The organism is Vibrio crassostreae, assembly GCF_024347415.1.
GTDB lineage: Bacteria > Pseudomonadota > Gammaproteobacteria > Enterobacterales > Vibrionaceae > Vibrio > Vibrio crassostreae.
The window spans coordinates 2,725,751-2,738,834 of sequence record NZ_AP025476.1 but is presented as its reverse complement, the minus strand read 5'-3'; the positions used below and the strand labels follow the sequence as shown (position 1 = coordinate 2,738,834).

Annotated in this window: 12 protein-coding genes; 6 read left to right on the top strand and 6 right to left on the bottom strand. The window is 44.5% G+C overall.

The annotated features are described in order from the left end of the window. Positions 1–165: 165 nt before the first annotated feature. From OC193_RS12170 to queF, 3 genes are all read right to left on the bottom strand, one after another. Complete coding sequence (locus OC193_RS12170; RefSeq protein ID WP_048664561.1) at positions 166–1,731, bottom strand: sensor domain-containing diguanylate cyclase; 1,566 nt, start codon at positions 1,729–1,731, stop codon at positions 166–168. A 118-nt stretch (positions 1,732–1,849) separates the two neighbouring features. After that, complete coding sequence (locus OC193_RS12165; RefSeq protein ID WP_048658093.1) at positions 1,850–4,108, bottom strand: tetratricopeptide repeat protein; 2,259 nt, start codon at positions 4,106–4,108, stop codon at positions 1,850–1,852. Positions 4,109–4,165: 57 nt separating this feature from the next. Beyond that, positions 4,166–5,011: an NADPH-dependent 7-cyano-7-deazaguanine reductase QueF gene (gene queF / locus OC193_RS12160; protein ID WP_048658092.1), complete on the bottom strand. Its 846-nt coding sequence runs from the start codon at positions 5,009–5,011 to the stop codon at positions 4,166–4,168. A gap of 131 nt (positions 5,012–5,142) precedes the next feature. On the opposite strand from queF, the gene syd reads away from it, so the two are divergent. The 3 genes from syd (at position 5,143) to OC193_RS12145 (ending at position 8,071) form a co-directional block, all read left to right on the top strand. Next, a complete protein-coding gene (gene syd, locus OC193_RS12155) occupies positions 5,143–5,688 on the top strand; it encodes a SecY-interacting protein (RefSeq protein WP_017630799.1) in 546 nt (181 codons plus the stop codon). 4 nt (positions 5,689–5,692) lie between these two features. Continuing rightward, positions 5,693–6,469 carry a Zn-ribbon-containing protein gene (locus OC193_RS12150; RefSeq protein WP_017630798.1) on the top strand — a complete coding sequence of 259 codons (777 nt, stop codon included), beginning with the start codon at positions 5,693–5,695 and terminating at the stop codon, positions 6,467–6,469. 396 nt (positions 6,470–6,865) lie between these two features. After that, on the top strand, positions 6,866–8,071 hold the full coding sequence (locus tag OC193_RS12145) for a carbohydrate porin (protein ID WP_048664562.1): 1,206 nt from the start codon (positions 6,866–6,868) through the stop codon (positions 8,069–8,071). Positions 8,072–8,180: 109 nt separating this feature from the next. On the opposite strand, the gene OC193_RS12140 is transcribed toward OC193_RS12145, so the two are convergent. From OC193_RS12140 to metN, 3 genes are all read right to left on the bottom strand, one after another. Next, positions 8,181–8,990 (bottom strand): MetQ/NlpA family lipoprotein, encoded by an 810-nt coding sequence (locus OC193_RS12140; protein ID WP_017630795.1) that lies wholly within the window; start codon positions 8,988–8,990, stop codon positions 8,181–8,183. A gap of 81 nt (positions 8,991–9,071) precedes the next feature. Beyond that, on the bottom strand, positions 9,072–9,755 hold the full coding sequence (locus OC193_RS12135) for a methionine ABC transporter permease (protein WP_017060764.1): 684 nt from the start codon (positions 9,753–9,755) through the stop codon (positions 9,072–9,074). Then, positions 9,745–10,779, bottom strand: coding sequence for a methionine ABC transporter ATP-binding protein MetN (metN, locus tag OC193_RS12130; RefSeq protein ID WP_048661199.1), 1,035 nt, complete (start codon positions 10,777–10,779; stop codon positions 9,745–9,747). Before metN ends, OC193_RS12135 begins: the two co-directional genes overlap by 11 nt. 207 nt (positions 10,780–10,986) lie before the next feature. Between metN and gmhB the strand changes: the two genes are divergently transcribed. The 3 genes from gmhB to treR all read left to right on the top strand — a co-directional run bounded on the left by gmhB (position 10,987) and on the right by treR (position 13,003). Further along, on the top strand, positions 10,987–11,571 hold the full coding sequence (gmhB, locus tag OC193_RS12125; protein WP_048664563.1) for a D-glycero-beta-D-manno-heptose 1,7-bisphosphate 7-phosphatase: 585 nt from the start codon (positions 10,987–10,989) through the stop codon (positions 11,569–11,571). Positions 11,572–11,634: 63 nt separating this feature from the next. Beyond that, positions 11,635–11,970 (top strand): MliC family protein, encoded by a 336-nt coding sequence (locus OC193_RS12120; protein WP_048664565.1) that lies wholly within the window; start codon positions 11,635–11,637, stop codon positions 11,968–11,970. 88 nt (positions 11,971–12,058) lie between these two features. Continuing rightward, a complete protein-coding gene (gene treR / locus OC193_RS12115) occupies positions 12,059–13,003 on the top strand; it encodes a trehalose operon repressor TreR (protein WP_048664567.1) in 945 nt (314 codons plus the stop codon). Positions 13,004–13,084: the final 81 nt, after the last annotated feature.

Genomic DNA, 13,084 nt, shown 5'->3' with positions numbered 1-13,084 from the left:
TTTGGTTAAAGGTGGGAGAGAGTTAACCAGACGAAACGGATACGACAGCGTTGCTTGCCAAGAATGCTTGTTAAGCGAATGTTAATCATTAGCTTAGCAAACATTGAGGGAAATGGTATGTGATAAGTATTTGAAAAAATGAAATAAATTAAATCTAAGGTTGGCTTAGTGCCAAACAAGTTGGTTAGTACCGCGTTGCTTTGCTTTGTTTAGCGTCTTATTGAGTCTCTCTAATACTTCTTCTGGTGTATCTGACTCTTTAAACTGAGTGCTTGCCGCACACAAGGTAATCGTGATTTGTTGGTCACGGAACTTAAAGGGCAAACGACTTACTTGAGTTTGGATGTTTTGAATGACCTGGTGGCAATATTCATCAGTTTGCTCAGGCAGCAATAAGACAAATTCTTCACCTGAAAAACGAGCCACAGTATCAGTGGTACCTGCTTCTTTGGTGATGGTTCTTGCGATGATTTTGAGTGCTTTGTCGCCCGCGGTATAACCAAAGCTATCGTTAATCGCTTTGAAGTTGTCGATGTCGAGCAGCACTACTCTTAATGAGTGTTGCGCACGGATCCAGCGTCGATACTCAAGCTCTAAGCGATCAGTAAAGGCGGTGCGATTGTAAACCTTTGTCAGCGGGTCAAGCAGCATGCGTTGAGCCTGATCTTCCAAACGCTTACGGTAATCTTGGGTGACTTCATACAGTGAATCTAACTGAGTCTTTCCGTAATTCATTCTCTCTATTAGAGCTTGTTCTTTTTGCTCTGCGTGGTTCAATCTTTCCGAAAGAGAGGCTATTTCACTGAGCAGCGGGTTAATCGAGCGCTTTAAACTATCAATATCTTTTGCTTTCTCTACAGAGTTTTGGCTCTTAGTGACAAGTTCATTTAACTCAGAGTTAAGCCCTTGGCGGTGCTCAAAGTAGCTTTGGCTCTGGTCGGTATTTTGGTCTGCCGTTTTGATGCTGGAAGCTAGAGATGAATTAAGCTGATCAACAAATTGTTCAGACTTCTTACGTTCTAGGTTGGTGCCTTCAATGACCAGTTTGAGGATCTGAAGTGTCAACTCAAGTAGGTTTTGTGTGGAAACACCAAGCAGCAGCTTCGCTCGAATATCGGTAAGGAGATCACCCGATTCACCCTCGAAATCAAGTTCAGTGATCAGATGTTGTAATTCATTTGATAGGTCGGAAAGGAGCTCTTGTTCCGGAGAATACGTAGCGTCGGCAAAATGAGTGCGTGAGTTATTCGCCATAATCTTAATGGCACGCTCATAAATACCGAGAAGTTTCATGGCATGATCGACTTTTTGACTGCCATTGCATTCGGAGAAGCTAAGTAAGTTTCGTAGGTCGCGTTTAAGCTGCGCTGGAAGGCCTGTTATGCGCTGCAGCGTTTCCCCACTGTGCTTAATGCTATCGTCCAGATATCCGTTCTGTTTATCCATAGCCAACGTTTTCTGCTTAAGCATCCTTTCTAATACTGCCAGCTTTGGGATCATCGAGCTAATGTCTTTTTGCTTTTCTAGCTCTTCCCTAAGGGCAATGAGATTTTCATCTAAATGACTGTTACTGCCAACACATGCATCACTTAAAGATGTGACGATACGCTTTAGAACTTTCTGTTCTCTAATAAACTTGAACGAAGTGTCTCTTTGCGTCAAACGGACCTGCTCCAACTGAGATTTCAGCTGGTGGAGTTGCGCCTGAATGTCTTTTTCAAGAATGCCCATAGATGTATTAATTAGCGCCGCGTAGACCGATCTCGATCATTTTGATGAAATTCCGTTACATCGATAATAACAAAACTAAAAATAAGGTCACGACTTGCCGCTCTTAACCGCTCGCAAATCAGTCATCTTTTAGCATTTTTTTGATGTTGTCCTCATTCTGGTACGACGATTGTATTTTTATTAACCCTTGATTAATCGCATGTTTACACGCTTCTCTTATGTTACCAGTTGCAAGGCTCGCTGCTGGTGCATTATCGATAGCTTTTAGGTATACCCATTGGCTACTCCGCTCTTTGAGGCTGATCTCACGAGCTAGATTGGTCGACATCAATAATACGTCGAGCAACTCTTGATCGTTAATTGCGGTGTAAGCGCGTGGTAAAAACGGGTAGTCAGCGATGCCCATACGGACCGTTCGGTTGATGTTACGCTCTGTTTCGAAGTCATTCACCCAAGATTGAATTTTTCTGAACATGGCCTCAGGCGATAAATCACGGTCGGCGTTGGGCTCGATATAAAGCAGGTTCGCATCCGAGAAGTGGTAAACACGAGCTGGACCTTCAAGCTTAGATTTGAGGAATTCACCGAAAGCATCTTCCAGTTCTAAACCGGCTTTGTAACCGTTCTGCGTGTACATGTTGCGCAAGAACGGCAAATCGATCATCACAAAGCGCAAACGATCGTTCAGTGGTTCATGAATCAATTCACCCATCTGCCATTGCTCAAAGGTTTGGCTGGTTTGCTCCAAAGAGTTTGAGAGCTTCGCATTGAGCATTCTTAGGTTAGGAAGCTTCGAACGCGAGTGCGTAAAGAGATCTGTGCGTAGTGAGTCCACTTCTTTGGCCAAGGTTTGAATGAGGTAGCCTCGGCGTAGCACAAAGAAGAACAAGACAATGCTGAACAAGAATAGGGCGAACGATATTTTTTGGAACTTACGATGCTCCAGTTTGTATTTCTCTAGCTCTTGCGCTTGTCCTGCATAGTGCAAGGTCTGCTCGGCAAACTCTTTCTGTTGGCGGAATGCATCTTCGCCAACACGGTTAAGTTTTTGCTGCTCTAAAGAGACAAGGCTGTTGTACTGCTTGAGGTTTGCTAGCGCCTGCTGTGGACGGCCAGCCTGCTCATAACCTAAAGAAAGTAAGTAGTACGAGCGTTGTGAAAGGCGCATGTTTTCTATCTGGCGTGAGATCTCAAGTGCGCGTGTTGCATGCTTAATCACGTCTTCGCTTTCTTGCAGGTGATAAGCCAACCCAGCCGATAACAGTGCGGCACGACCTTCCAGCTTTGGTATGTCGGTGTATTCCAGCAGCTCAAGGGCACGTGTTAGGTACTGTTCTGCTAAAGGGTAATTATAAAGGCGTAGGTAAGTCGCTGATAGGCTTAGGCGAATATCAATGACTTCGTGGATATCTCGGTCAGTACTTTCGTGATCAAGAACGTTGAAGAAGTGCACCAGGGCAAGGTTATATTTCCCTTGATAGAAGTACACGTCACCCATTTTCTTAAGCACTTGCGCTAAGACAGGCGAGTTTTCAAAGTTATCATAGAAATCAGCAGCTTGAGAAAGGTGCTCTAGCGCTTTATCTAAAACTTGGCGCTCAAAGAAAAGCTGAGCAAGTAGGCGGTTTACCTTGGCCAAGCGTGAACTCAGGTTGCCTTCGACTGATTTCCAATAGCCATACAACAACTCAGACAGCGCGTGGTTGTACTCTTTGTGGGTCAGATAAAACTCACCGACTGAGATGTGGTAGTCGATGGTGACTTTTTCAGAGTAGCGCTGGTCGAGGTAGGTTTTGGCTTCTTGATAGAACTTCTCAGCTTCGTCGACCTTGTTGTCGTAAGAGGCGATGTCGGCTTTTAACATGATCAAGCGATAGGTGATGCCTTCCGTCAAGCGTAAGGTTTTATTCACCGATTCTAGGTTTGCTTCAATACCTGCTAGCTCTGATTTTGCTTTGGCTGATTTTCTATCATTAAGCCAAACCAAGCGAACTTTTAGGATCTGGAGATCCAGCTTTAGGTAATCAAGCTTATAGGTTTTCGCTAGCTCAGAGGCCTTTTCGATGTGCTTGATAGCAATGCGAATATTGCCAAGGTTGTACTCTGCTTTAGCTAAGATCTTATACGCATCGATACTGCTGTTTGGTGTTCGAATAGAAGAGTCTGTCTCTTCGCGAGAAATAGCAGAAGGGCTTTTCTCGCGTTGATCGGAAAGGACACGAAGCGTGAGGTAGCTGTTGGCCATTTGTTTTGCTTGGCTCGGCTCGATCTCAACCAAGTTATTGGCTTCATTGAGCAGCGCCGACGAGTAGACCGACGCATTAACCGATGTGCTTAAGCTTAAAATAAATAGGCTAACGACGTATAACCAACGCATTTCAATGTCCCTTTAAAGATGAGGTAGGTTCCAATAAGTGTGTGGTTTGTATGCCTATTATTGGCGAGCCATACGCTTGTTGTGGCTTGGTCTATCTTGCTCTGTTGAACGGTACGGGTTGATATCCAGACCACCACGACGCGTGTAACGAGCAAATACGGTTAGCTTCGATGGGCCACAGTATTTCATGATGTCAGTGAAGATACGTTCGACACATTGTTCGTGGAATTCGTTGTGTTCACGGAAAGAAACTAAATAGCGTAGCAGAGCTTCACGGTCAATTTGCTTACCTGAATATGCGATCTCAACGCTGCCCCAATCCGGTTGATTAGTGATCAAACAGTTCGACTTCAATAGGTGGCTGTGCAGTGTTTCTTCGACTTCTTGTTCGCCAGCAGCGCCCTCAAGCAGTGATGCTTCAAAGTCATAGCTAGTGATGTGGATGTCTTGGTTGTCGATACATTCGCCTTCCATCGTTACGATAGGTTGGTTGGTGTAGTCGGTTACTGAGTTTACATTCACAATGACGGTTTCGCCTGCACATGCTGACAAATCTTGGGTCAGGCGCTCAGTGACTTGTTCCCAGTTTTCAAATTGAGTCTGGTTGTAGCTGTTCAGGTACAGTTTGAAAGATTTTGATTCAATTAAATTTGGGCTGGTTGCCGGGATGAAAACTTCGCCAACAGCCACTTGTGGTAGGCCATTGGTGTTTAGCCACGAAAGCTCGTACATAGTCCAAATATCATGACCAACAAAAGGCAGCTCGCCGTTTAGCGCAAGATCATCGCGATTAAGGCTACGAGGCACTGGTTGCAATAAACTTGCATCGTATTGGTTAGAGTACTCAGTTTTTTGGCCTAGGGTTAAACCCGCTAGCTCTTTTGCGTCAGAATATTTGCTCATACTTTCGTTTCAAATTCGATTAGAATGGGGTCGATTTTACTGAATCCCCATTACCCTGTCATTAAGTCATCGCCTATTCGACACGGAAAGGGCTCGGATTCTATTTATTATTTTGTGTTTAGGAGATTTTCATGACTCAACGTGCTCAAGACGCACTACTTTCTTTCAGTCAGCGATACGTTGACGCGTGGCAACAGCAACACCAAAGCTTACCTCGCAATGAGGAGTTGGTGGACGTGGTATCGCCATGTGTAGAAGAAAAGAGCGGCGATGCCGTGTTATGGAAGCACTATCCACGTGAGCAATTCGCGGATTTCACCAACGTTGAAACTGGCATTGAATTGACGCTGCACGAAGACATCAAAACCTTCTACGGTGCGCAATACAGCGCAGACATGAACGCGACCTTCGACGGTAACGAACTGACTCTATTACAGATTTGGAGTGATGAAGACTTCGAATGCCTACAAGAAAACATCTTAGGCCACCTCGTAACTCAACGTCGCTTAAAGCTAAAGCCTACGGTTTTTATCGCAGCGACTGACGCTGAGCTAGATGTCATCTCTATCTGTAACCTAACGGGCAACGTGATTTTAGAGCGCTTGGGCACCAAAAATCGAGATGTACTAGCCGAGACATTGGCAGAGTTTTTAGAAAAGCTACAACCAGCGGTATAAATAGATGTACGTACTAGAACTTCAATTTGAGTGTTTTGACAACACAACGGTAAGCGCTGTCGACAAGGCTGTTAATGGCTTAATGGATGCACTTCGTTATAACGGGCAAGTGTTGGGTCGTGAATTTCCTATCGTGATGGGTGACGGCGAATTTTATGTTCGCGTTGTCTGCCCAGAGCAAGACAGCTTGCACCCGCGTAACCACTCAGATTTCGTAAAAGTGTGTTTTGATCGCTTGTCTAACGCGAGCCTGCTTGCGCCTAAAATGCGTTTACTGGGGCGAGATCTTAACTCTGAAGAAGTGGCCGAAGACGAAGCGCCAAGCTGGCAGGTGTTGTACACGACGTTCGTTCATACCTGTTCGCCGCTACGCAGTGGTGACAGCTTGTTGCCGATCCCTCTGTATCGCAACCCGCCAACCTTCAATGGTGACCATAAAGCCGTATTGAAATGGCAGACTGAATGGCAAGCTTGTGATGAAGTCCAAATGGGTGGTGGTTGTCGTGCTGAACACGCAACTCTGACAGAGATTAGTGATACTAAAAGTGTGTTGTTCAAACGCGGTTGGGGCTTGAGAGGACGCATTGAATATCTCACGAAGATCCCGACTTATTACTACTTGTACCGCGTGGGTGGCATTAGCTTAAAAGCTGAAAAAGAGCGCAAATGCCCGCAATGTGGTGGCGAATGGCTGCTAGATGCGCCTATCCACGATATTTTCTATTTCAAGTGTGATGACTGCCGTCTGGTATCAAACATCTCTTGGGATCATCTTAAGTAATCCATAAAGCTTAATTTTCGATTCAAGGTATCGAAGTGTTGATCAATACTTCGATACTTATTCCTCTGTTTTCTCTCTGCTAGCTTCTCGTCTGTTTCTCTTTCTTTGACCTCCATATTGAGCATTAATCAGTATTGGGCTTTTCCAATATTGTCGAATCTATTTCGCCCTTAAGTACGCTCATTCTGTGCTGTATGTCTCTCTCTGTAGCCCTCAAGTATTCACCGAAATAATTCCACGTCCATCAACTTTTGATCATTTCAATAGTTAACTGGATCACAGTAATCAATCAGTTCCCTTTCAATTTATATTCCTCTCAATATAAATGGGATCGATCCCATGGGAATGTTCCCATTTATAAAAATAACGTAATTCTAGATCTTAAAGGAATGGACGATGAAACTGTTACCTATTGCTGCTGCACTCTCTACTGCTTTACTTGCACCTAATTTATACGCTGATGAAACCACGCCATTGGAGTTTAATGGCTACATGCGCGGCGGCGTTGGTCTGAGTAATGAAGGCGGTTCAAATAGTAAATGGGAGGTGAGTAAAGTTGGACGACTCGGCAACGAAAATGACCTGTATGGCGAGTTTGGTTTTAAAAAAGAAGTGTATGCTGAGGACGACGTTTCATTTTTAGTTGATTCCATGTTGTCGTACTGGCAAGGCCAAGATGAGAACGCGGCGGATAAAAGCGTGGATGTCGTTCAACTCAATGTTCAAGCAGTAGGGCTTTTTGAAGATAAAGATATTGGTATTTGGGCGGGTGAGCGCTACTACCAACGCCATGATGTTCACATTGTTGATAACTACTACTGGGATGTAAGCGGTATTGGTGCGGGTGTTGAACACATCAATATGGGCCCAGGTAAATTATCGGTGGCTTTGATTCAAGACACAGTGACAGGTGATGTGTTTGATGGCAAAGAAACCACAGCCATGATTGCGGATATACGTTATGCGGGTATTCCATTGTGGAACAATGCGGATCTTGAGGTCGGTATTGATATGAACTTTGCCAATGAAAAGCAGGGTCAAACGGTGGACGCAGATGATAGCGTGATGCTAACAGCCAGCCTAAATCAAAACCTAGCGGGTGGTTTCAACAAAACCATTCTTCAAGTAGCTAACTCTGGTTATGCCGAGCAGATGACCACCTTTGGTACAGGTAAAGGTATTGTTCGTGATGCAAACAACAACGATGCGGATGGCTTCCGATTGATTAACTGGGGTGTGCTTGCGATTGGTGAGAACATTGAATTTGGCCACACGGTTCGTTATGCGGCGTCATCGGGTGTGGGTGCGAATAACAGTGATGATGAGTCGTTCAGTGCAGTAATCCGTCCGCTTTATAAGTGGGACAAGCGTATGCGTACCATTCTTGAAATTGGCGGCTTTGTGGAGACCATTGATAACCAAGACGGCGCGGGCGGTAAGTTTACCGTTGCTCAGGCTTGGGTTCCGCAAGTGGGTTTTTGGTCTCGTCCTGAATTTCGTATCTTCGCCACTTACCTAAATGATGCAGAAAACGACAATGCCTTCGGTGAAGGAAAAAACAGTGAAATGAGCGTTGGTATGCAAGTGGAAGCTTGGTGGTAAGTCGAGCCTTTCTAACTAATTGCGGTACATAAAAAACTGCCGTAAATAAAAAGGGGCTGACGTTATGTCAGCCCCTTCGGGTATCTATACGATGCTGCAGTTTAGGTGATTACCAACCTTTAACTACGCCACCTTGGAAGATATCAGAAGCTGCGTTGTACACTTCTTCAGTTTGGTAAGCTTTAACGAAGTTCTGTACGTTTTCAGCGTTTAGGTTGTCTTCACGAGAAACGATTAGGTTTACGTAAGGAGAATCTTTGTCTTCAACGAATACGCCATCTTTTTGTGGAGTCAGGTTGATAGAGCTCGCGTAAGTTGTGTTGATGATAGAAAGCGCTACATCATCAAGAGAACGTGGCAGTTGTGCTGCGTCTAGTTCAACAATTGTTAGGTTCTTAGGGTTCTTAACGATGTCACGAACAGTTGCTAGAAGACCAGCACCTTCACGAAGCTCAAGAAGACCTTGTTGCTCAAGAAGCAGTAGAGAACGACCTAGGTTTGTAGGGTCGTTTGGTACTGCAATACGAGCACCGTCTTGGATTTCGTCTACAGATTTCACTTCTTTAGAGTAACCAGCAATTGGGTAAACAAACGTGTTACCAGCGATAGTCAGTTTGTAACCACGGTCAGCCACTTGCTGATCTAGGTACGGTGCGTGTTGGAATGCGTTGATGTCGATAGAGCCATCATCCAGTGCTGCGTTTGGTGTTACGTAATCTGTAAAAGTAACCAGTTCAACGTCTAGGCCGTACTGCTCTTTTGCTACTTTAGCTGCAACTTCAGCAACTTGCGCTTCAGCACCTGCCATTACGCCAACTTTTACTTTAGAAGTATCCACTTCTTTATCACCACAACCTGCTAGTACTAGCGCTGATGCTGCTGCTGCGATAGTAAGTAAACCTTTAAGGCTAAATTTCATAATAATCTCCTTTTAATAAATCTATTTAATTTGGTTCAGACGACTCTTGTCTTAGATAGTTTGCGTTTAAACGCTGAGTCTTTATCTGTGGTCAACGCGGCGAACTAATGAATCACCGATTGATTGAATAATTTGTACAAGCACAATCAACATCACTACCGTTACAGCCATGATGGTCACATCGTAACGGTGGAATCCGTAACGAATCGCGACATCACCTAGACCACCACCGCCTACAGTACCTGCCATTGCCGAGTAGCTCACCAGCGTCACTAGCGTAATCGTTACTGAGTTGATAATAGTCGGTAGTGCTTCAGGAAGCAGAACCTTATTGATGATTTGTGTTGGTGTTGCGCCCATCGATTGAGCTGCTTCTACTAGACCTGTTGGTACTTCAAGTAGTGCACTTTCGATAAGTCGAGCTACGAATGGGATAGCGCCAATTGTCAGTGGAACAATCGCTGCTGTTGTACCGATGAAGGTACCAATCAGCATCTTAGTCAGTGGGATAATCGCAACCATCAACACTAAGAAAGGCACTGAACGACCGACGTTCACAATCGCACCTAGAATCTTGTTTACTTTGGTGTTCTCTAACAGGCCACCTTTTTTAGTCGTGTGTAGAATCACGCCTAGTGGAATACCGACAGCGAAGCCTACAATGCCTGCGACAGCAACCATGTAAAGTGTTTCGCCTGTTGCGCCTAATAGAAGGTTACCGTTAAGGCTGATCCAGTCAGCAATCTCGTTGAAACTAAAGGACATAACCAAGCACCTCTACTTTTACATTGTTATCGCGTAGGAATTGGATAGCAGCATTATCATCTGCTTCATTACCGAACAGTTCAGCAACCATCATGCCGAACTTCACACCGCCGGCGTAATCAAGGTCAGAGCTTAGGATGCTGACATCGATATTGAATTTGCGTGCAATCTGCGTCATCAACGGAGCATCAACCGTAGCACCAGTAAACTCAAGGCGTACCAGCGGGTAGCTGCTGTTTACACGAGTCTGTTGCAAGCGTGCTTGGTAATCTTCGGGAATCGTCAGATCCAGCGTTGAACGAATGAATTGATGCGCAAGCTCAGTTTTAGGGTGAGCAAAGATGTCACCAACTGTGCCTTTCTCTACCAATTCACCACCGCCGATGATCGCCACTTCGTGACAAATGCTCTTAACCACATCCATCTCGTGCGTAATAAGCAGGATCGTGATGTTCAGCTTGCGGTTGATTTCACGCAGTAGCTCAAGAATCGATTGGGTAGTCGCAGGATCCAATGCGCTGGTCGCTTCATCACACAGCAGTACTTTCGGATCAGAGGCCAGGGCACGAGCAATCGCAACACGCTGTTTTTGACCGCCACTTAGGTTGGCAGGGTAAGTGTCACGCTTATCAGCCAAGCCAACGAGTTCAAGTAACTCACTCACTTTCGCTTCAATAATCGCTTTATCTTTACCAGCAAGTTCTAAAGGCAGTGCTACATTGTTAAATACAGTACGAGAAGACAGCAGGTTGAAGTGTTGGAATATCATGCCGATGTTACGGCGCGCTTCGCTAAGTTCAGATTTGCTGAGTTTTGTCAGGTCGATACCGTCAACAATCACTTCACCTGAAGTCGGGGCTTCCAACATATTTACACAGCGAATTAGGGTACTTTTGCCTGCACCTGAAGAGCCGATGACTCCAAAGATTTGACCTTGAGGAATGTGGAGGTTGATATCAATTAAGGCATTGATTTCTTTAGTGCCTTGATAAAAAACCTTGTTGACTTGATTCACTTTAATCATAGAGAAACCCGTGCAGGTAGAACAGAATAATATGTCGATAGCTCGCTCGATTTACAGACGATGCTATGGTGTTCTATGATCTAAGTCAATAGATATTTTTACGTCTAGACGGCTAAACGTCGATTGTATTGATAAGCTAGAAACAAATCGTTAACGAACGCAAAACTAAATAGATAGTGATGAAGCAAATAAAGCGTGTAATAATTAATGATTAATAGAGAGTTGATAGAGAACAAAATTTTGTCTAAACCTGCTGTTTTTTTAGATCGTGATGGTGTGATTAACATTGATCACGGCTACGTACATGATGAGCATGACTTTGAATACATCGATGGTGTGTTTGAAGCGGCGAAAGCGTTTAAAGATATGGGTTATTTATTGGTGCTAGTGACCAACCAATCTGGTATTGCTCGCGGCATGTTTAGTGAAGACCGTTTTCTTTCTTTAACGCAGTGGATGGATTGGAACTTTGTCGATAACGGCGTTGAGCTTGATGGCATCTATTACTGCCCGCACCACGCTGAACACGGTATTGGTGACTACAAGCAAGATTGTGAATGTCGTAAACCAAAGCCAGGTATGTTCATTTCTGCTCGTGACTTTCTGAAGATTGATATGGCTAACTCGGTCATGATCGGCGATAAAGCGGAAGACATGATGGCTGCAGAAGCGGCAGGTGTTGGCACAAAAGTACTGGTAAGAACCGGTAAGCCAATCACTGAAAAGGGTGAAGCGCTAGCTAGTGTGGTACTTGATAGCATTAAAGATGTACCTGCTTTCTTAAAAGGTTAAGACACTAAGTCTCTTTCACTTAGATATAAGTGTTGTTCACTATATAAAGATGAGGAACGTAGCATGAAAGCATTGTTGATAGCATCTCTATGTACGGTAGCGTTATTCGGGTGTTCTAAATCCGCAGCGCCTGATGGTGCAGTATCGGACGATCAATTCGTGACTTATCAATGTGAGTCTGACGCTTCATTTAAGGTCGCTTACCTTGGTAATGAAAAAGCGGTATTACGTTTGCCAGAGAATGAATATCGCCTCACTCAAATAGCGGCAGGTTCAGGAACGAAGTACATCTTAGATGATGGAACCTCTGAACTGATCAATAGCGTCACTTTACGTACCAAAGGTGACAACGCACGTCTAGAACTTGGTCGTGTCGTCTATAAAAATTGTCGAAAGTAAGTCATAGTTAACTCCTAAGATTTACAAACAGTTAAGTGAGGGGATCTACCCTCACTTTTTTTCTCTTCCCTTTAACGTTAGACTTTTTATGAGCAAAAAACTCACTATTCTCGATATTGCTAAGCTGTCCGGTGTTGGTAAGTCAACCGTATCTCGCGTTCTGACCAATGATCCAAAAGTGAAACCTGAAACCCGTGAAAGGGTGGAAAGAGTAATTCAAGAATCTGGGTACACGCCTTCAAAGTCTGCGCAATCAATGCGTGGTGGCAGTCAAAAAGTCATCGGCGTGATCATCTCTCGTTTAGATTCTCCCTCTGAAAACAAAGCCGTTAGCACCATGCTAGCTGAGTTGTATCGAGCGGATTACGACGTGGTGATCATGGAAAGCCAACTCGATAGAGATAAAGCCAACGAGCATCTTCAGGTTCTTAAGCGTCGTAACGTTGATGGCATTATTGTGTTTGGCTTTACGGACTGTGACATTCCAGCGATCGAAGCGTGGGAACACAAAGCCGTTGTTATCGCTCTGGATACCGAGAACGTAACGTCGATTAACTACGATAACCAACAGGTGATCAATAGTGCGTTAGCGCATCTATCGGATCAGGGTATCTTCGATGTCGGTTTTATTGGTGTTGATCCTAGCGATAAATCAACCGGTGAGTTGCGTCTTAAGGCTTACCTCGATTGGTGTGAAAGCACTGGAGTGATTGCGAACTATCGCACTGGCCAACTTCATCATGAAAGCGCTTATCAGCTGGTGGATGAGGTACTGACTCCTACAACTCAAGCACTTGTTTGTGCTAGTGACACATTGGCTCTTGGCGTGATCAAGCGTCTACAAGAATTACAACGTGAAGATGTGGTTGTAACAGGCGTTGGTGGCAATGATCTTCTCTCTTTCTTGTTCCCTCGCGTATTTAGTATTGATCCAGGCTATCAATCTGCAGGTAAGTTGGCGGCTAATCTATTGATCTCTCAGCTTTTAGGCAATTCAGAGATCTCTCATCACACTCAATCTCCGATTCTATAATCCACTCAATTAAGCGAAATTGAACCGCTTAGATTAAAATTAGAGTGTGATCTCTTTCAATTAATGGGACTGTTCCCATTT

Excerpts from the sequence above, each read along its gene's own strand:
- gmhB (WP_048664563.1), top strand. The coding sequence starts at position 10,987 with ATGATTAATAGAGAGTTGATAGAGAACAAAATTTTGTCTAAACCTGCT.
- queF (WP_048658092.1), bottom strand. The coding sequence starts at position 5,011 with ATGAGCAAATATTCTGACGCAAAAGAGCTAGCGGGTTTAACCCTAGGC.
- OC193_RS12135 (WP_017060764.1), bottom strand. The coding sequence starts at position 9,755 with ATGTCCTTTAGTTTCAACGAGATTGCTGACTGGATCAGCCTTAACGGT.
- OC193_RS12120 (WP_048664565.1), top strand. The coding sequence starts at position 11,635 with ATGAAAGCATTGTTGATAGCATCTCTATGTACGGTAGCGTTATTCGGG.
- treR (WP_048664567.1), top strand. The coding sequence starts at position 12,059 with ATGAGCAAAAAACTCACTATTCTCGATATTGCTAAGCTGTCCGGTGTT.
- syd (WP_017630799.1), top strand. The coding sequence starts at position 5,143 with ATGACTCAACGTGCTCAAGACGCACTACTTTCTTTCAGTCAGCGATAC.
- metN (WP_048661199.1), bottom strand. The coding sequence starts at position 10,779 with ATGATTAAAGTGAATCAAGTCAACAAGGTTTTTTATCAAGGCACTAAA.
- OC193_RS12150 (WP_017630798.1), top strand. The coding sequence starts at position 5,693 with ATGTACGTACTAGAACTTCAATTTGAGTGTTTTGACAACACAACGGTA.
- OC193_RS12140 (WP_017630795.1), bottom strand. The coding sequence starts at position 8,990 with ATGAAATTTAGCCTTAAAGGTTTACTTACTATCGCAGCAGCAGCATCA.
- OC193_RS12170 (WP_048664561.1), bottom strand. The coding sequence starts at position 1,731 with ATGGGCATTCTTGAAAAAGACATTCAGGCGCAACTCCACCAGCTGAAA.
- OC193_RS12165 (WP_048658093.1), bottom strand. The coding sequence starts at position 4,108 with ATGCGTTGGTTATACGTCGTTAGCCTATTTATTTTAAGCTTAAGCACA.
- OC193_RS12145 (WP_048664562.1), top strand. The coding sequence starts at position 6,866 with ATGAAACTGTTACCTATTGCTGCTGCACTCTCTACTGCTTTACTTGCA.